This window comes from Sphingomonas sp. TF3, assembly GCF_003985085.1.
Lineage (GTDB): Bacteria > Pseudomonadota > Alphaproteobacteria > Sphingomonadales > Sphingomonadaceae > Sphingomonas.
Window position 1 is genome coordinate 93,798 of sequence record NZ_RWKS01000013.1, and the last position, 18,796, is coordinate 112,593.

Annotated in this window: 16 protein-coding genes; 12 read left to right on the forward strand and 4 right to left on the reverse strand. The window is 63.8% G+C overall.

Annotation, left to right across the window (positions count from 1 at the left end; genetic code table 11):
• Positions 1-79: 79 nt before the first annotated feature.
• Genes EJC47_RS21380 through EJC47_RS13260 form a run of 3 tightly spaced genes read left to right on the forward strand, consistent with a single transcriptional unit; the run spans position 80 to position 4,090 of the window.
• Positions 80-3,145, forward strand: a complete 3,066-nt coding sequence (locus tag EJC47_RS21380; protein WP_126848329.1) for an isoleucine--tRNA ligase — start codon at positions 80-82, stop codon at positions 3,143-3,145.
• On the forward strand, positions 3,142-3,681 hold the full coding sequence (gene lspA / locus EJC47_RS13255) for a signal peptidase II (RefSeq protein WP_126848331.1): 540 nt from the start codon (positions 3,142-3,144) through the stop codon (positions 3,679-3,681). The genes EJC47_RS21380 and lspA overlap by 4 nt, the downstream gene beginning before the upstream one ends.
• Positions 3,674-4,090, forward strand: coding sequence for a DUF3035 domain-containing protein (locus EJC47_RS13260; protein ID WP_126848333.1), 417 nt, complete (start codon positions 3,674-3,676; stop codon positions 4,088-4,090). The genes lspA and EJC47_RS13260 overlap by 8 nt, the downstream gene beginning before the upstream one ends.
• 74 nt (positions 4,091-4,164) lie before the next feature.
• Here EJC47_RS13260 and EJC47_RS13265 read toward each other — a convergent pair whose 3' ends face one another.
• The 3 genes from EJC47_RS13265 to sseA all read right to left on the reverse strand — a co-directional run bounded on the left by EJC47_RS13265 (position 4,165) and on the right by sseA (position 7,205).
• Complete coding sequence (locus EJC47_RS13265) at positions 4,165-4,953, reverse strand: TorF family putative porin (protein WP_126848335.1); 789 nt, start codon at positions 4,951-4,953, stop codon at positions 4,165-4,167.
• A gap of 219 nt (positions 4,954-5,172) precedes the next feature.
• Positions 5,173-6,411, reverse strand: coding sequence for a cystathionine beta-lyase (gene metC, locus EJC47_RS13270; RefSeq protein WP_260591572.1), 1,239 nt, complete (start codon positions 6,409-6,411; stop codon positions 5,173-5,175).
• On the reverse strand, positions 6,366-7,205 hold the full coding sequence (sseA, locus tag EJC47_RS13275) for a 3-mercaptopyruvate sulfurtransferase (RefSeq protein ID WP_033963698.1): 840 nt from the start codon (positions 7,203-7,205) through the stop codon (positions 6,366-6,368). Before sseA ends, metC begins: the two co-directional genes overlap by 46 nt.
• A 96-nt stretch (positions 7,206-7,301) precedes the next feature.
• On the opposite strand from sseA, the gene queF reads away from it, so the two are divergent.
• From queF to EJC47_RS13295, 4 genes are all read left to right on the forward strand, one after another.
• Positions 7,302-7,748 (forward strand): preQ(1) synthase, encoded by a 447-nt coding sequence (queF, locus tag EJC47_RS13280; RefSeq protein WP_126848339.1) that lies wholly within the window; start codon positions 7,302-7,304, stop codon positions 7,746-7,748.
• A gap of 151 nt (positions 7,749-7,899) precedes the next feature.
• Positions 7,900-10,173 (forward strand): glycosyltransferase family 4 protein, encoded by a 2,274-nt coding sequence (locus EJC47_RS13285; protein WP_126848341.1) that lies wholly within the window; start codon positions 7,900-7,902, stop codon positions 10,171-10,173.
• Between the two features lie 45 nt (positions 10,174-10,218).
• A complete protein-coding gene (locus tag EJC47_RS13290; protein WP_126848343.1) occupies positions 10,219-11,496 on the forward strand; it encodes a glycoside hydrolase family 130 protein in 1,278 nt (425 codons plus the stop codon).
• A gap of 14 nt (positions 11,497-11,510) precedes the next feature.
• Positions 11,511-11,843, forward strand: a complete 333-nt coding sequence (locus EJC47_RS13295) for a hypothetical protein (protein ID WP_126848345.1) — start codon at positions 11,511-11,513, stop codon at positions 11,841-11,843.
• Between the two features lie 19 nt (positions 11,844-11,862).
• Here the strand turns inward: EJC47_RS13295 and EJC47_RS13300 are convergent, their stop codons facing one another.
• On the reverse strand, positions 11,863-13,812 hold the full coding sequence (locus EJC47_RS13300) for an OPT family oligopeptide transporter (RefSeq protein WP_126848347.1): 1,950 nt from the start codon (positions 13,810-13,812) through the stop codon (positions 11,863-11,865).
• A 123-nt stretch (positions 13,813-13,935) separates the two neighbouring features.
• On the opposite strand from EJC47_RS13300, the gene EJC47_RS13305 reads away from it, so the two are divergent.
• From EJC47_RS13305 to EJC47_RS13325, 5 genes are read left to right on the forward strand one after another with little or no spacing between them, the layout of a single operon-like run.
• Positions 13,936-14,391, forward strand: coding sequence for a MarR family winged helix-turn-helix transcriptional regulator (locus EJC47_RS13305; RefSeq protein ID WP_126848349.1), 456 nt, complete (start codon positions 13,936-13,938; stop codon positions 14,389-14,391).
• The gene (locus EJC47_RS13310) at positions 14,384-15,484 is read left to right on the forward strand and encodes an HlyD family secretion protein (RefSeq protein WP_126848351.1); all 1,101 of its coding nucleotides are present in this window, start codon (positions 14,384-14,386) and stop codon (positions 15,482-15,484) included. Before EJC47_RS13305 ends, EJC47_RS13310 begins: the two co-directional genes overlap by 8 nt.
• A complete protein-coding gene (locus EJC47_RS13315) occupies positions 15,462-17,087 on the forward strand; it encodes a DHA2 family efflux MFS transporter permease subunit (RefSeq protein ID WP_231564918.1) in 1,626 nt (541 codons plus the stop codon). Before EJC47_RS13310 ends, EJC47_RS13315 begins: the two co-directional genes overlap by 23 nt.
• Before the next feature lie 56 nt (positions 17,088-17,143).
• Positions 17,144-17,974, forward strand: a complete 831-nt coding sequence (locus tag EJC47_RS13320) for a diacylglycerol/lipid kinase family protein (RefSeq protein WP_126848353.1) — start codon at positions 17,144-17,146, stop codon at positions 17,972-17,974.
• The gene (locus tag EJC47_RS13325) at positions 17,971-18,738 is read left to right on the forward strand and encodes a metallophosphoesterase family protein (RefSeq protein WP_126848355.1); all 768 of its coding nucleotides are present in this window, start codon (positions 17,971-17,973) and stop codon (positions 18,736-18,738) included. The genes EJC47_RS13320 and EJC47_RS13325 overlap by 4 nt, the downstream gene beginning before the upstream one ends.
• The last annotated feature ends 58 nt before the right edge of the window (positions 18,739-18,796 follow it).

Consider the following 18,796-nt stretch of genomic DNA (forward strand, 5'->3'; position numbering starts at 1 on the left):
GGCACAGGGCCGGGGTGACGGGAGGAGGCCTTTGCAGGGGGCTTTCGACAGGGGCCGCTTCACGCTAAGGCCGCATCAAATGACCGACACTTCAGACACCACGCCCGCCCGCGACGCCCAACGAGATTGGCGCGACACCGTCTTCCTGCCGAAGACCGACTTTCCGATGAAAGCCGGCCTGCCCGCCAAAGAGCCAGGGATTCTCGCGCGGTGGCAGGCGATGAACCTCTACGAGAAAACGCGGGAAGCGCGTCGGGGCCGTGAGAAGTTCATCCTGCACGACGGCCCGCCTTATGCGAATGGCGACATGCATATCGGCCATGCGCTCAACCACATCCTGAAGGACACGGTGTGCCGCACGCAGACCCTGCTCGGCAAGGATGCGCCCTATGTGCCCGGTTGGGACTGCCACGGCCTGCCGATCGAGTGGAAAGTCGAGGAGCAATATCGCGCCAAGAAGCGCAATAAGGATGAAGTTCCGGCGAACGAATTCCGCGCCGAGTGCCGCGCCTATGCGCAGCATTGGGTGGATGTGCAGCGCGAGCAGTTGAAGCGGCTCGGCATCAATGGCGATTGGGACCATCCCTATCTGACGATGGATTTTGCAGCGGAAGCGACGATCGTCAGCGAGCTGATGAAGTTCGCGGAAAGCGGCCAGCTCTATCGCGGGGCCAAGCCGGTGATGTGGTCGCCCGTCGAAAAGACCGCGCTCGCCGAGGCCGAGGTCGAATATGAGGATGTCGTGTCGACGCAGATCGACGTGGCGTTCGAGATCGTGGAAGCGCCGAACGCACCCGAACTGGTCGGCGCACATGCGGTGATCTGGACGACGACGCCGTGGACGATCCCGGTGAACCAGGCGCTGAGCTATGGGCCGGAGATCGAGTATTGGGTGGTCGTCGCAGACGTCTATCAGGAAGGTGACGTCAGCGTTGAATTTGAGATGCCGACCTGGGCTGGGCGGCAGTTCCTTGTCGCACGTGCTTTGCTGCCGCAATTCCGCAATCGACTGCAGGCGGAGCTCTCACGGCTACCCAACTCTGCTGGTCGAAGCGCCGCAGTCGAGCTCGCTCGCATGAACCCTGACGATGTCGTGCAGGGCATCGAAGTTGTTGACGATAGAAATGTCCGGGGTGAGTTTTTGCCTCGCGAATTCGGACGCGATCGACGCACCTCGGTTTATTCGGGCTCGCAGCTCGAAGGCGCCACCGCGCGCCATCCGATGCACGCGCTCGGCGGGTTCTTCGCCAAGCCGCGACCGTTCCTGCCGGGGGATTTCGTCACCACCGAGGCCGGCACCGGGCTCGTGCATATGGCGCCGGACCATGGCGAGGACGATTTCCTGCTGTGCAAGCAATACGGCATCGATCCGGTCTTCGCGGTCGATGGCGCGGGCATGTATCGCGCCGACTGGGCGTGGCTCGGTGGGCAGGGATCGGTGATCAACAAGAAGTTCGTGTCCGCCGAGGGGCCGATCTGTTCTGACCTGCGCGGCGTCGGCGCGTTGCTCGCGGCTAGCGATGATTTTGCGCACTCCTATCCGCATTCGTGGCGGTCTAAGGCGAAGGTGATTTTCCGCGCGACGCCGCAATGGTTTATTCCGATGGATCAGGAACTCCCCTCCCGCTTGCGGGAGGGGCTGGGGGAGGGCGGTGCCGCGAACGCTGCGCTCGCTGCTGATTTCCCTCCCCCAACCCCTCCCGCGGGCGGGAGGGGAGCAGAAGAGAATACGCTACGTTCCACCGCGCTCGCTGCCATCGAAGCGACGACCTGGTATCCGCCCAAGGGCCAGAACCGCATCACCGCGATGGTCGCCGGGCGGCCCGATTGGGTGATCAGCCGTCAGCGCGCCTGGGGCGTGCCGATCACGCTGTTCGTCAACCGCACGACCGGCCAGTATCTGGTCGACCCGGAGGTCAACCGCCGCATCGTCGCAGCTGTGCGCGAACAGGGCGTCGATGCGTGGAGCGAAGAGGCGGCGCAGGATCTGCTCGGGGCCGACTACACGCTCGCCGATTATGAGCGCGTCACCGACATTCTCGACGTGTGGTTCGACAGCGGCTGCACCCATGCCTTTGTGCTGGAAAGCGGGCGCTGGCCCGATCTGCAATGGCCGGCCGATCTCTATCTCGAAGGCTCCGACCAGCATCGCGGCTGGTTCCAGTCCTCGCTGATGGAAGCGTGCGGCACGCGCGGGCGCGCGCCCTATGATGCGGTGCTGACGCACGGCTTCACCATGGATGCGAAGGGCATGAAAATGTCCAAGTCGCTCGGCAACACGATCAACCCGCTCGACCTGATGAAGGAATCGGGCGCGGATATCTTGCGGTTGTGGGCGCTGTCGGTCGATTTCACCGAGGACCACCGCATCGGCAAGGAAATCCTGAACGGGGTCTCCGACCAATATCGCAAGTTGCGCAACACCTTCCGCTATTTGCTGGGGGCGCTGGAAGGGTTTGACGAGGCCGAGCGCCTGCCGGTCGCGGACATGCCCGAGCTGGAGCGCTACATGCTCCATCTGCTCGCCGAGCTGGATGCCAAGCTGCGCGCGGCGGTCGAAGTGTATGACTTCAACAGCTATGTCCGGCTGCTGACCGAATTCGCGCAGGAAGATTTGTCGGCCTTCTACTTCGATATCCGCAAGGATTCGCTCTATTGCGACGGCGTCGATGATCCCAAGCGGCGCGGCTGCCGCACGGTGTTCGACACGCTGTTCCACGCGCTGGTGCGCTATGCCGCACCCGTGCTGTGCTTCACCGCCGAGGAAGTGTGGCAGGATCGCTTCCCGAGCGAGGACGGCTCGGTGCATTTGCTCGAATGGCCGGAGGTGCCTGCAGTGGCGGACGTCGACGCGGCGCATTGGGTTGCGGTCCGCGCTTTGCGCACGCAGGTGACCGAAGCGATCGAGCCGCTGCGGCGCGAGAAGATCGTGCGCTCCAGTCTGGAGGCCGAGGTAGTAGTGCCCGAGGCAATGCTGTCGCCCGCAGCACTGGCCGAGTTGTTCATCGTCGCGAAGGTGACGACGGGTGAGGCGATCACCGTTTCCCGCACCGATTTCCACAAATGCGGCCGCTGCTGGCGGCATTTGCCCGAGGTCGCGGTGGACCGCGATCTGTGTGACCGTTGCGCGGGAGTCGTCGCATGAAGCTGCCTATCGCTGGTTTTGCCACCGCCGCCGCTCTGTTCGTGGTCGATCAGGCCGCGAAATATGGCATTACCGATGTGCTGAAGCTCAACTTTTTGAGCGATGCCTATTACGTCACCTCGTTCTTCAACCTGCGCTTCGTCGCCAATCAAGGCGTGTCGCTCGGGCTGTTGCACGCCGACACCGCTACGATGCGGTGGCTGCTGGTGGCGATGACCGGGGCGATTGCGCTCGGCGTGCTGGTGTGGTTGCTGCGGGAGAAGAACCGTGCCGACCAGATGGCGCTGGGCCTGGTGCTGGGGGGCGCTGCGGGCAATATCGTTGACCGCATCCGCTTGGGCTATGTCGTCGATTGGGCGGATTTCCATATTGGGGCGTGGCAGCCGTTTTTGGTCTTCAATGTCGCCGATGCCGCGATTACGATCGGCGTCGTGATCTTGCTCGCGCGCGCGCTTCTGGTACGGGATAAGCCGACCGGGGATTCGGGCAAAAATTCTGGGGCGGAACATGGCCCAACGGAGAACATCCATGCGTAAGTCGATTCTTCTCTCCGCGGCCAGCTTGGCGATCGTGGCGCTCGCCTCGGGCTGTGCCCATGGCCGTGGCGGGCGCGGCGGCCCCGACGAGTTCGCGGTGGCGCGTCAGGCACCGCTGGTGATCCCGCCCGATTTCTCGCTGACCCCGCCAAAGCCGGGTGCGGCGCGCGCCAACGATGTCAGCGCCAATGCGCAGGCGCTCGACGCGCTGTTCGGCGGCACGGCACAGCGTAGCCCGGGCGAGGCAGCCACCGTGGTCGCCGCCGGTGCCGATAGCGACGATCCCGGCATCCGTTCGTCGGTCGGCGATCCCGGCACGACCGTGGTCGACAAGGGCGCAACGACGCGCGACGTCGTGGCCGCCCCCGAAGGCGACGGGCAATCCGCCAAGGCCGCCACGCCGAAATAAGCGCCTGAACAGTACCAAAAAGGCCGCGTACCGGATGCCCGGTACGCGGCCTTTTTGTTGGTGCGCTGGAGCGTTTAGAAGCTTGCGGTCAGCGTGGCGACCACGCCGCTCTTGCTGACGTTCTTGGTCGCCGAGAGGAACTTGGCGTCGGTATCGACATAGGACACGCCGAGCGTCAGCACCTTGTAGGTTGCCGTGGCTCCCAATGCCCAGTCGGTATAGCCCTTCTTGCCGTTGGAATCGGTGGCAAGCCAGCTCGGACCGAAGCTATGGCCGACATGCGCGGTCAGGCCGAGCGGTGTCTTGGGGATCGCGACGGTGAAATCGTCGGCGAGATAGACGTTGTCGCGCGACTGGAGTTTGCCGCTCGCACCCTGATCGAGCGCCAGCGCCTTTTGCTTCGGGGCATAGTTGACCGTGGTCTTGGCGGTCACCGGCCCAAGCGTCGTCGAAATGTCGAAATACGGCTCGACAAAGTCGGAGCTGCTCTTGTCGCCCGCGAGCTTGGTCTTGGGATAGAAATAGTACAGGATCCCGCCATCCAGCTTGATGCCGCCGATCGTGTGGCTGTAGCCCGCGATCAGATCGATTTCCTGGTGGCCGGTGCCGGCGACGGTGACATAGTCATCGATCGAAGACCCCCAGACCGAGGCATAGAAGCCCGATTTGTGGGTGACGGTGATCGAGCCCTGGATCGCCGCGTTATTGTCGGTCTGCGAAATGCCGCGGAACCGATAATCAGTAACAACGGCCGCCGTCGCGTTGATCGTGATCGGCGGTGGTGGCGCGGTTTCCTGCGCGAAGGCAGGGGTGGCGGAAGCGGCGAGCAAGAGCGCGCCGAGCGTGGTTGTGGAGAAGCGCATCGTTTCCCTTTCGAAAATGCGACTGTCCCCGCCTGCTTCTACCGGTGCGTGCATCTGTCAGGAGCAGGAAATGCCCCCCGCGCCGCTAACCGGTAACGCAGAATAATTGACCGTTCATGCGGCACTGCACAACTCAATTTTGAGGTTTTACGACCGGTTCGGCACCGGTTGTTGTAACTCAGCAACAGTCGAGCAACGCTTCAGCAACAGGAGATGCTTTCAGCGAGACGCTGAAAATCGCTCCAGGCCCGCTGCCAGATCGGCAATCAAGTCGACCGGATCCTCCAGTCCGATCTGCAGGCGAACGATCGGGCCAGCATGAGCGCGCTTGGTTACGCTGCGATACCGTTGCGGATCGACGGGCAGGGCCAAGCTTTCGAAACCGCCCCAACTATAGCCGATCCCGAAATGCTCCAGCCCGTCGATCAGCGCCGCGCGGGCGGCTTCATTGCCGCCGTTCAGGACGAAGGAGAACAGCCCGGAGGAGCCTTTAAAGTCGCGCAGGAAGGTTTCGTGGCCGGGGCAATCGGGGAGCGCCGGATGCAGCACGGCAGCGACCTCGGGCCGCTGCTTCAGCCAATGCGCGATTTCCAGCGCGCTCGCCTGATGCTGTTTCAGCCGCACCGCCATGGTGCGCAGGCCGCGCGACGCAAGCCACGAATCGTCGGGGCTGGCGATCTGGCCGAGTTGGAAGCTGGTGTCGCGCAGCCGCGCGAAATGCCCCGGGGCGGCGGTGACCGAGCCGAGCATCACGTCGCTATGGCCGACGACGTATTTGGTGCAGGCAAGGATGGAGAGATCGATGCCGTGGGCGATTGCAGGAAAGAACAACGGCGTCGCCCAGGTATTGTCGAGCAAGGTCGTCACGCCCCGCGCCTTGGCTGCGGCGACGATTGCCGGCACGTCCTGCACCTCGAAGGTGAGGCTGCCTGGGCTTTCGAGCAGAATCGCGCGCGTATTCTCGGCGATCAAGTCGGCAATCCCACCACCGATCAGCGGATCGTAGAAGCGCGTTGAAATTCCCATCCGCTTGAGCAGGCCGGTGCCCATCGATCGGGTCGGGTCGTAGGCCGAATCGGGCAGCAGCAGCTCGTCCCCGGGCGAGAGCACCGACAACAAGGCCGCTGCGATCGCGGCGACCCCTGAGGGGTATAGGAACGTGCCCTCCGCGCCGGGTTCCAGTTCGTTCAGCGCGTCGGCGAGGCTCCACTGCGTCGGCGTGCCCTTGCGCCCGTAGAACAGCCGATGGTGCGTATTGCTGGTACCGGCGGCGCGGAGATCGGCAACGCTATCGTAGAGGATCGTCGAGGCGCGCCACACCGGCGTGTTGACGATCCCCTGCGTCCATTCCTTGCGCCGCCCCGCTGCTACGACACGGGTGGCATCGCCCTTCGGGCAGTCGCGATCGTCGTTCACGCCGCGCCGGTCGCCTTGGGTGTGGTGCGGTCTGCGCCCCATTCGGACCAGCTGCCGTCATAGACCGCAGCTTCATTGCCGAGCAAATGCGCGCCGAACGCCAGCGCCGAGGCGGTGATGCCCGAGCCGCACGTGGTAACGAGCGGCTTGTCGAGATCGATCCCGGCCCCTTCGAACGCGGCCTTCAGTGCGTCGCCCGTCTTCCACGTGCCGTCTTCGTTGAAGATCTGGCCGACCGGCAGATTCTTCGAGCCCGGAATATGGCCGGGATGCGTCGCCGGGCGCGGATCGGCCTCTTCGCCGGTGAAACGTGCCGCCGAGCGCGCATCGAGCACTTGCTCCGCGCCGCTTTCCACATTGGCTTTCATCTGGTCGAGCGTGCGCACGCCCTTGTCATCGGCCCAGACGGTGAAGTGACGGTGGCGCAGCTGCTCCTTGCCCGACGCGGTTTCGCGACCTTCGGCCTGCCATTTGGCCAGACCGCCATCGAGGATGGCGACATCGTGCGCGCCGAAGGTCCGCAGCATGAACCAGGCGCGTGCTGCGGTGTGGTAAGGCGAGTTGTCGTAGAGGACGATGCGGCTACCATCGCCGAGACCCAGCGACTGCATCCGGCTGGCGAATTTTTCGGCGCTCGGCAGCATCGAGGGCAGGTCGCTGGAGGTATCGGCGATTTCGGCCAGATCCATGAACACCGCGCCCGGAATGTGCGCCGCTTCATATTCGGCAGCGGCATCGCGATCACCGAAGCCGGCGAAATAGGTCGCATCGACAATGCGCAGATCGTTCGCGCCCAGCTCGTTTGCGAGCCATTCCGTCGTCACCAGCGAGTCCATGTATCGTCTCCTTGTTTTGTCCGTCCCTAGCCCGCTGCAGGCACGCCGTCGAGCCACCGGGATGACGCACGCGCCTTCTATCCCTATATCGGCCTCATGACTCCGAAACATCTTGGCCAGACCAGCGCGCTCCCGGCTTCTCCTGACGAAGCCGTGCTGGATTATGTTCCCAACCCGCGGCCGGGGCGCACGTATCTGGTGCGCTTTGCGGTGCCTGAATTCACGTCGCTTTGCCCGGTTACGGCCCAGCCCGATTTCGCGCACCTCGTCATCGATTATGCGCCTGCCGACACCATCGTCGAATCGAAATCGCTCAAGCTCTTCCTGGGCTCGTTTCGCAACCACCAGGCATTTCACGAGGATTGCACCGTCGGTATCGGCGAGCGTCTGTTCGGGGAAATGCGGCCGATATGGCTGCGAATCGGTGGATATTGGTATCCGCGCGGCGGCATTCCCATCGATGTGTTTTGGCAATCGGGCGCGCCTCCTGAGGGTTTGTGGCTGCCGCCGCAGGAGGTTCAGGGGTATCGTGGGCGCGGCTGAGCGAGCGATTCGTTCATCTCACCGCAAGGTTGATTTCGATCAGCGCAATTCCCCGCGTTGCAATGCAACATCTGTGCAACCATATTGAAACTTGGCCGTTCGTTGGAGGTATTCAAAGGGCAAGCGCCCTGATTTTTTGAGGATTGCGAGCATGATGCAACAGGCGGATGGCGTGACCCCAATCGATCACCTGGCTTTGGTGGGCAATTTCCTGCCGCGGAAATGCGGCCTTGCGACTTATACTACGGATACCTTTACGGCGCTGAAGGGCCGCTTCCCCGATCTGCAGATCGATGTCTATGCGATGGACGACCATCCTGGGCGATACGACTATCCCCCCGAAGTAACCCGCAGCATCCCCGATCAGGACCGTATGGCCTATCTCGATGCCGCACGCGCGATCGAGGCGAGCGGGGCGCAGGCGCTGTGGTTGCAGCATGAATATGGGATCTTTGGCGGCCCGGCGGGCGAACACATCCTCGCGCTGCTCGATCGTGTGTCGATCCCGGTAATCGTCACGCTCCATACCATTCTCGAAAAGCCCGATGCCGACCAGCGTCGGGTCATGGAAGGCCTGCTACGCCGCGCAGCACGTGTGATCGTGATGGCCGAGCGCGGGCGCGAAATTCTCGAGCGGGTATACGGTGCCAGCGGGCGCAACGTGGTGATGATTCCCCATGGCGTGCCGGATCGTGACTTCGTCGATCCCGAATCGTTGAAGGGGCGCTTTGGCTGGGCGGGGCGAGAGGTGGTACTGACCTTTGGCCTGTTGGCACCGGGTAAGGGCATCGAAGTCATGATCGAGGCATTGCCTGCGATCGCCGAGCAGCATCCCAATGTGCTCTATGCGGTACTGGGGGCGACGCATCCCAATTTGGTCGCGCACGAAGGTGAAAAATATCGCGACGGGCTCAAGGCTTTGGCGGCGAAATTGGGCGTCGGGCGCAATATCGAGTTCATCGACGCCTTTCTCGAACATGACGAGCTGATCGATTACCTGCAGGCGGCCGATATTTACGCGACGCCGTATCTCAACCCGGCGCAGATCACCTCCGGCACGCTGAGCTATGCAGTCGGTGTCGGCAAGGCGGTGGTTTCGACGCCTTATGTCCATGCCACCGAAATTCTCGGCGATGGTCACGGCGTGCTGGTCGATTTTGGCGACTCTGCGGCCTTTGCATGCGAGATCAACGCCCTGCTCGGCAGCGACCGCAATCGCCTGAAGCTGTCGGAACGTGCGTATGCGCGGGGCCGGACGATGATCTGGCCGCGTCTCGCCGAGGTCGCCATGCGCGAGATCGTGCAGATGGTGGCAGCCAAGCCGCAACGGTTGCAGAGCGTTGCATTGTCGCTGAGCCCGTTGGCCCCCGATTTTTCGGCGGTTGAGCGCATGAGCGATTCGACGGGCATGCTGCAGCACTCGATCTACTCCGTGCCCGATCGCCGCCATGGCTATTGCATTGACGACAACGCCCGCGCGCTCATGCTGGTCAGCCAAATGCCGACAATGGATGAAGGCGAGCGGGACAAATGGATGACGATTTACGCGTCGTTCCTGCAATATGCCTGGAATCCGGAGGCTCGACGTTTTCGGAATTTCATGAATTTCGACCGGACCTGGTGCGAGGATTTCGGGTCGGAAGATTCGAACGGCCGCACGCTGTGGGCGCTGGGCGTGACCGCGCGCGATGCGCAGCTGGCCAAGCATCGCCATTGGGCCGTGTCGATGTTCGACATGACGGCGTCGCTGTCGCTCGAACTTGGCTCGCCGCGCTCGCATGCCTTTGCCATGCTGGGCGCTGCGGCCATCCTCGATGCTTTCCCGGGCCATGCGCTGGCGCGCACCATCTTGGCGCGTTTTGGCGAGGAACTGTGCGGGCTGCTTGAAGAGGCGCGGCGTCCCGAATGGGAATGGTTCGAAATCGTGTTGGCGTATGACAACGCCCGCTTGCCCGAGGCATTGATCAGGGCAGGGCACTCGCTCGGCCGCGAAGACATGGTCAAATGCGGTTTGAGTACGCTCGATTGGATCGTCGGCAAACAGACATCGCCAGAGGGGCGCTTCCGTGCGGTGGGCAGTGAGAGTTTCGGGCGGGTCTATGCCGAGCCGTTGCAGTTCGACCAGCAGCCGCTGGAGGCGCAAGCCACGATCGACGCTTGCAGTGCCGCTTTTGACGCGTCGGGGGACCATCGCTGGGTGGCCGAGGCACAACGGGCCTATCTTTGGTATCTCGGCCAGAACGATCTCGACCTGCCGCTTGCCACCGTGCAGGACGGCGGTTGCTTCGATGGCCTCATGCCGACCGGTTTGAACCGAAATCAGGGCGCGGAGTCGATTTTGGCGCTGCAATTGTCCGGTTGCACCATTTCTGGGCTGGCAAAGCGGGCGGAAAGCGTGGCAGGACCGCGGAGCGCCGTCGCGTAGCCTCGCTCGTGACGCCGCGAAGGCGTTACGCGAGGCTTTTATACCGTGATCGATTTGTTCCAACATGCCCTGCGGCTTCATGCCGACCCGTCGCGAGTCGTGGTGCGGCCGTTCCATCTCGCGTGGGGCGGGAATGGCGGCAACCGGACGGAGCGGATCGTCAGCGCGGTGATGGCGCTCGACTCTGCCGAGACGCGCGCGCAGCTCGAACTGGTGCTCAAGGATTTCGAGGCGCGCCACTGGCAGACGCGCCGCGTGTTCATGACGCGCTATGACGAGATCGAGGATATGCTCGGCATCGACGGCAGCGAGATTGGCGATGAGAAGCGCCAGTTGATCGGTGCCTATTTCTGCCACGAATATAGCTATGCTGCCGCCGCGCTGATGAACCCGAGCGCGGTGCCGCATTTCGACCAGTCGGGCATGCCGGCCGGGTCGCAGCGCATCCTGATGAGCCTGCGCGCGGTGGGGGAGGGGCACATCTCCTCGGTCGCCTTCCGCGAAGGTATCATCACCGACGACAATCAATTGAAGCTCGCGCCCGAGCCGCCCTTCGCCACCGCGACCGATGCGGTCGGGCTGGATGAGGAAACGCTGCCCGAGGGACCGATCACGGTCTATCGCCATCGCGATTCGACGCTGTCGGGCACTGTTATCTTCCCGATCACGGCGGCGCAGTCCAAGGGGCTCGAAGATCTGCGCCTCGTCCAGTTTCATCATGACAATGGCGATGTCGAATGGCTCGGCACGTACACCGCCTATAATGGCTCGACGATCCAGTCCGAATTGCTGCGCACGCGCGATTTCCGCGCGTTCGATCTGGTGCCGATGACGGGGCCGGCCGCGCGCAACAAGGGCATGGCGCTGTTCCCGCGCAAGGTCGCCGGGCAATATATGATGATCGGGCGGCAGGACGGCGAGAATCTGTTCCTGCTCAAATCCGATACGCTGACGCATTGGGACGAGGGGCAGAAGCTGCTCGTGCCGGTGTTCCCGTGGGAACTGGTGCAGATCGGCAATTGCGGCCCGCCGATCGAGCTCGACGAAGGTTGGTTACTGCTGACCCACGGCGTCGGCGCGATGCGCAAATATGCGATCGGCGCGGTGCTGCTCGACAAACGCGATCCGTCCAAGGTCCTGGGGCGCACGCCTGAGCCGATCCTGGCGGCGGCGGACCAGGACCGCGAGGGCTATGTGCCCAACGTCGTCTACACCTGCGGCGCGATCCGGCACGGCGACACGCTGTTCGTGCCGTATGGCGTGGCGGACAGCTCGGTCGCGTTCGCGTTCATCAAGATCAGCACGCTGCTCGCGGCGATGTAAGGAGCGCAACCGACGTGAAATTCTTGTCGGTTGTGCTTTTTACAGTTGTTGTCGTTCCGCTCTGGGATTGGCTTGGCGTAACCCGCATGGGTGCCTACGCAACAAGCTTCGATTATCGATATTGGCTATTGTCAAAAGCACGATGGATAAGTGTGTTTTTGCTGGCGTTCACGGTAGCCGGAATGGGCTTTTTCGGGCAGCCTACCTCTGCCGCACCTTTGTGGCCGCTGGTTGTAATGGTCTTGGCAATTGCGAATTGGGCGTATGTCGCGGGTCGCGATGTGCTGTTGCAGAAGCGCGTTGGTTATCGCATCCCGCCCGATTACGGCGACCGCGAGACCGAATAAGCTCGTCTTTGACGCTCGCTTACCGCGAAACGGTGATGGTCCGACGGTACAACACCGCCGCAATCCCCAGGAACAGCACCGTCCCGCTGACCAGCGCCGCCGTCTCATGGCCTTTTCCGATCAGCGCGAGCGGCGCATCGCTGCCGCTGGCCCATACGATCAGCGCGAACAGCACGCCCCACAGGCTTTCGCCGACGATCAGGCCGGTTGCGGTCAGCGTGCCCATGCGCTCGGCCACTTCGGGGTTGGCGGTGGTGCGCGCCCAGCGGTCGTAGAACCAGCCGATCACCGAGCCCAGCACCGTCGGCAGGATCACCGACATCGGCAGATAGATGCCGAGCGCCACGCCGAGCGGGGGCAGGCGCAACAGCTTCAACCGCCCGAGCGCTTCGTCCAGCGCGATCAGCACGACGCCTGCCGCCACGCCATAGCCCAGCATCCGCCAATTGGCGTCACCCGACAGCACGCCCTTGGCCAGTGCCGAGATCAGCCCGGCTTGCGGCGCGGCGAGCGCATTCGGCCCGGCACCGGGCACGCCGACAAAGCCCATCCCGCTGTTGAGCACGTTCAGCACCGGCGGGATGATGAGCGAGCCGAACCCTACGCCGATCATCAAGGCGACCTGCTGCTTCCACGGCGTCGCGCCGACCAATTGGCCGGTCTTGAGGTCCTGCAGATTGTCGTTGGAAATGGTGGCGACCCCGAACACGATGCCGGTGACGATCAGCGCATAAGCGATCAGTGCGCGCGTGGTGTCGGCGCCCGGATGCTGGCCGAATAGGCCGACCAGCATCAGCGAAGACCCGATCACTGCGAGGATGCCGATGCCTGAGACGGGCGAATTGGACGCGCCGATCAGCCCCGCCATATAGCCGCACACCGCCGCGATCATCAGCCCGGCGACGAGCACGAACACCAGTGCGCCTGCGATCAGCAGCGCCGCCGAACCGACCAGCGCGCCGCCCGCGATCACGTCCCACAACAGCCAGGCGATTGGCAGCAGCGTGAGCAGCGCGACCCCTGCCACCCAGACGATCGGCAAATCCTGTTCTTCCAGCGCCAGCGTCTCGCCCTTGTCGCGCGCGGCGCTTGCCGCCAGCGCCGAGCGCACGCCGCCGATGACCGGGCCGGCGATCTTCACCAGCGTCCAGATCGCCGAAATGCCGATCAACCCCGCGCCGAAGAAGCGCACATCGCCCTTCCAGATCGTATTGACCCAGGCGGCCATGTCGCCGGGCATCGGATGCGCGGCAGTGAGCAGCGGCACCAACACGAACCAGCCCATCACCAGCCCCAGCCCCATCGCCGCGCCGACCGAAATGCCGACGAGATGGCCGACGCCGAGCAAGACGAAGGACAGGCTGCCTGCTATGCCGGTTGCGCCCGCGCCGACGCGGAAGGTGGTGGCAGCGGTATCGGTGATGATCTTGGTCTGGGTGAAGATCGCGAACCCGGCCGACGCGATGCTGTTCCAGATCAGCACGAACAGCCCGGTGCGTGCCTCGGCGGCGCCCTCGCGCGAGCCTGCGCCGATTTGCAGTACTTCGGCGGCGGCGACGCCCTCTGGATAGGGCAGGTCGGTATCGACCACGAGCGCGCGGCGTAGCGGGACCGAAAACATCACGCCCAATATGCCGCCGGTCGCGGTGATCATCGCGGTCTGGACATACGGGAAGCCGTGCCACCAACCGATCATCACCAGCCCGGGCAGAACGAAGATGATCGCCGCCAGCGTGCCCGCAGCACTCGCCACCGTCTGCACAATGTTGTTTTCGAGGATCGTCGCGCCCTTGAACAGCCGCAGCACCGCCATCGAGATGACGGCGGCCGGGATCGAGGTCGCGAAAGTCAGCCCGACCTTGAGCCCGAGATAGACATTGGCGGCGGTGAATAGCAGCGTGATCAGGCCGCCGAGCAACACACCCCGGAGAGTCAGTTCGGCGATCGGGGCGGGGCGTGTGCTGGTCATGCGCCTATCTGGCACAGCGCCGTGCCTCCGCAACAGGGAATTTTGCAACGGAACCAATCCCGTTGCGCAAACTTATTGCAATGCAGCAAAGAAGACTATGGATAATCTAAGCATACTTATTATATGGACACCATGCAGGATTCGATTGGATTTTTGATCAGCGACGTCTCGCGCCTGATGCGGCGGCGCTTTGATGAGCGGGCACGGCTGATCGGCGTGACGCGCACGCAGTGGCGCGTGCTCAAGTTTCTCCAGCGCGGCGAAGGCATCAATCAGGGCGGTTTGGCCGATTTGCTGGAGGTCGAACCGATTACCTTGTGCCGCATGATCGATCGGCTGGAGGAGGCTGGCCTGGTCGAGCGGCGGCGCGACCCGTCCGATCGACGCGCGTGGCAAATCTTCCTGACCGAGCGCGCCCGCCCTTTACTCGAAGAATTGGGGCACATTGCCGAGGTGATGCTTGGCAGCGCGCTGGAGGGCGTTTCTCCGGCCGAACACGATGCGGTGATGGCCACGCTCCAGCGCATCCACAGCAACCTTTCTTCCCCGGATAAAACCAATGAGGTCGCCAATGGCTGACGCAGACCCCAAGATCGACCGTAGCGCAGCGGCCGACACCGTGGTGATCTCACCGCCGCCCGGCACGATGATCGAAACGCCGGTCAAGCGGCGTGCCTGGTTGCGACCCTTGCTGATGGTCAGCGTACCGTTGCTGCTGATCGCGATCGCGGGCTATTTCTGGCTTACGGCGGGACGCTTCGTGTCGACCGACAACGCCTATATCCAGCAGGACAAGGTCTCGGTCTCGTCCGACGTCGGGGGGCGCATCGTCCAGATCAACGCGCGCGAGAACCAGCCGGTCAAGGCGGGCGACCTGCTGTTCCAGATCGATCCAGATCCGTATCGCATCGCTTTGGCGCAGGCCAATGCCGCGATTGCGACGGCGCGCGTGCAAGTGAGCACGCTGGCGACCGACAGTGGCGGTGCTGCCGCCGATATTTCCAGCGCCAGGGCCGATATCGCACTCGCCCAGGCGACCTATGATCGCCAGGCCGCACTGATGAAGCAGGGCTTCACCACGCGCGCCAGCTTCGATGCGGCGGCGCAGCAAGTCGCGGCGGCGAAGGCGCGGCTGGCGACCGCCAATGCCAGTGCGGCCAAGGCGCGCACGCAAGTTGGCAGCGGCACCGATGGATCGGGCGTGCCCGCTGCGGTCCAGGCAGCAACGGTCCAGCGCGACAAGGCTGCGCTCGATCTGCGGCGCACCTCGGTCTACGCACCGGTGTCGGGCACGATCAGCCAGTCGGATCGGCTTCAGGTCGGCCAGATGATGATCGTCGGTCTGCCTGCGGTCAGCATCGTGTCGAACCACCCAGCGTGGATCGAGGCCAATTTCAAGGAAACCGAACTCAACAAGATGTGCGTCGGGCAACCCGCCGAGGTCGAGTTCGATGCCTATAATGGCCTGAAACTGAAGGGCCATGTTCAGTCGATCGGTGCCGGCACCGGCTCTGAATTCTCGGTGCTTCCGGCGCAGAATGCGACGGGCAATTGGGTCAAGGTGACGCAGCGCGTGCCGGTGCGCATCGCGATCGACCAGGCGAGCAAACGGCCGCTGATCGCTGGGCTCAGCGCCAACGTCACCGTGGATGTGCGCAGTGGCCACTGCTAATCCCGATGCGGGCGAGGCCGACCGCCTCGCCCGCATCCCCTCGACGGAGGAGGCGGTGCCGCTCGAGGAGCGCGCCGCGCTCCACACCAGCAATCGTCCGCTGCTGACGATCGGCGTGATGGCGGCGACGATCATGCAGATCCTCGATTCGACCATCGCCAATGTGGCCCTGCCGCACATGCAGGCCTCGCTCAGCGCCACGTCCGACACCGTCACCTGGGTGCTGACCAGCTATATCGTCGCCTCGGCGGTCGCGATTCCGCTGACCGGCTGGCTCGCCGACCGGATCGGGTCGCGCAATCTGTTCCTCGGCGCGGTGGTCGGTTTCGTGATCGCTTCGATGCTGTGCGGTCTTGCCAGCAGCCTGCCCGAAATGGTGATCTTCCGCGTGCTGCAAGGTGTCGCGGCGGCGTTTATGAACCCGCTCAGCCAGACCGTGATGATGGATATCAACCCGCGTTCCAAACAGGCGGCGGCGATGTCGATCTGGGGCATGGGCATCATGGTCGGGCCGATTTTGGGGCCGGTGATCGGCGGTTGGCTGACCGACAATTACGACTGGCGCTGGTGCTTCTACGTCAATGTGCCGATCGGTATCGCTTGCTTCCTTATCCTGTGGGCGCTGTTGCCCTCGCGCGACATCACCAAGCGCGGGTTCGACATTTTCGGTTTCTCGATGCTGGCGGTGGCGATCAGCGCTTTCCAGTTGATGCTCGACCGGGGGCAGACGCAGGACTGGTTCAGCTCGTGGGAAGTGTGGACCGAGGGCATGGTCGCGCTGGCGAGCGCATGGATGTTCTTCGTCCAGTTGTTCACCGCCAGAAATCCGATGTTCGATCGGGCTCTGTTCCTCAATCGCAATCTGTTGACGGGCGTCGGCTTCATGCTGGTGCTCGGCGTACTGATGACAGCGACGCTCGCCTTGCTCCCCCCGATGCTGCAGCAGCTTTACGGCTATCCGGTGTTGACCGCAGGTATCCTGCTCATGCCACGCGGGATCGGCATTGTCGGTTCGATGTATATCGCCGGGCAGTTGATGAAGCGCCAGGTCGATCCGCGGATGATGGTCGGCACCGGACTGCTCATTGCTGCCTGGTCGCTTTATGACATGACGGGCTGGACGCTCGAAATGGGGCAGCAACCCTTCATCGTCACCGGCTTCGTGCAGGGGATCGGACTTGGGCTGGTGTTCATCCCGCTCAATATCACCGCCTTCGGGACGCTCGATCCCCGTTATCGTACCGAGGCGTCGAGCTTGATGAATCTGTCGCGCAACATTGGCGGTTCGGCGGGCATTTCGGTGGTGACTGCGTTGCTTGCCCGCAACATCCAGACCGCGCATTCCGAGATCGGTCAGCATATCCCCGATCCCGGCCTGGTGGCCAACGATCCGGTGGTGAGTTCGATCACGGGCGGAGCTACCGATACGGTGCTGGCGATGGCCGACGCGATCGTCAACAAGCAGGCAGCGATGGTCGCCTATCTCGACGACTTCAAGCTGATGATGATCCTGACGCTGGGCTCGATCCCCTTGGTGTTCCTGCTGCAACGCCCGGCGGCCCCCAAGGTCGGAGACGAACCTGTCCATGTGGCGATGGATTGAGCAGAGAATCCGTTGCGGAGGCGAGCCTTTTCGCGTCGTGGTGCGTTGGCGGGGCGATGAAGACACTTTGGTTCATTACAAATCCCAAATCGGGCACGGCCACCCCAGCCAAAGCGGAGGCGCTGGCGACGGTGTTCGCCGATCGCGGACTGGTGCTCGCCGGGCGCACCGCCTTTCCCGATGACGCCTTGCCGACACCGGAGGCGCTGGACTCGGCGGGCGTCGATACCGCGGTACTGTTCGCTGGCGACGGCACCATCAACGCCGCCGTGTGCGCGCTGGCCGAGTGGCACGGCACCATCCTGATTCTGCCGGGCGGCACCATGAACATGCTGGCGAAGCATCTTCACGGCTCCACCGATTCGGCAGCGATTGTCGCGGCCGCGGTCGAGCACGGGCGCAGGACGAGCCTGCCCTATGTCGACGTCGCCGGTCACCGCGCCTTCGTCGGCTTGATCCTGGGCCCGGCGGCCACCTGGGTGCGGGCGCGCGAGATGGTGCGCGCCGGGCGGCTGCGTGGGCTCGGCCGGGCGATGATGCACGCGTGGCAGCGAACCTTTGGCCGGGGCATCCGGCTGGAAGGCGTGCCCGCTCTAAAGCATGGCGCGCAAGCTGTGTTCGTCCGGCCGGAAGCCGATCATCTCGACATCGCCGCCATCGACGCGCGCGATTTCCGGGCGATTGCGCGGCTGGGGTGGGAATGGGTGACGGGCGATTGGGTTGCCGCCGCCGAGGTCACGCAATGCCATGTCGGGCAGTTTCGCACGCGCGGCGACAAGCCCGCGCTGGCGCTGGTTGACGGCGAGCCGATCATGCTCGAACCCGGTAGTATGGTGCGGGTGGGCATGATGCGTGAAATCTTCCTTACGACCAGGGCCGCCGCGTGACGCGGTTGTTTCACGTCAGCGATGTCCATTTCGGGCGCGAGGATGCAGCCGCAGTCGCGTGGTTCGATGCGCTGGTAAAGGCCGAAAAGCCCGATGCCGTGGTGATGACCGGCGACCTGACCATGCGCGCTCGACGGCGTGAGTTCGCGGCGGGGCTCGCCTGGTTGCAAGGGCTTGGCGTGCCGGTAACGGTCGAAGTCGGCAATCATGATTTGCCCTATTTCAATCCGATCGACCGCTTCTTCCGACCCTATCGGCGAATGACTGCGGTGGAGCGCATGGTCGAGCAACCGCTCGATCTGCCGGGCATCGCGATCATCCCGTTGGTAACGACGGCGCGGGCGCAGTGGCGGCTCAACTGGTCCAAGGGCAAGGTCAGTCGCGCGGCGCTGGAGCGGGCGCTATCGCTGATCGCGGCGGTGCCGGAGGGGCGTTTGATCTTTATCGCGTGCCATCACCCTTTGGCAGAGCCCGAAACGCGGATGTCGGCGCGCACGCATAATGGCGCGCAGGCGCTGGTTGCGCTGGCGCGGGCGGGTGCCGATGCGGTGTTGACCGGCCATGTCCACGATCCCTTCGACATCGCGCACGAGATTGAGGGACGGACGGTGCGGATGATCGGGGCGGGCACCTTGTCCGAACGAATCCGTATCACGCCCCCCTCGTTCAACGAGATCCGCATCGGCGATGGAGGGTTCGACGTCGTGCAACGCACGATGGACCTGGCCCCGGCAACCCCTTTGCTGCGCGAACGCGCGGAATAGCCTGCCAGGACCGAAAGGCGTCTTTGCGGAACGAAAAAGGGCGGCCCGTTGCCGGACC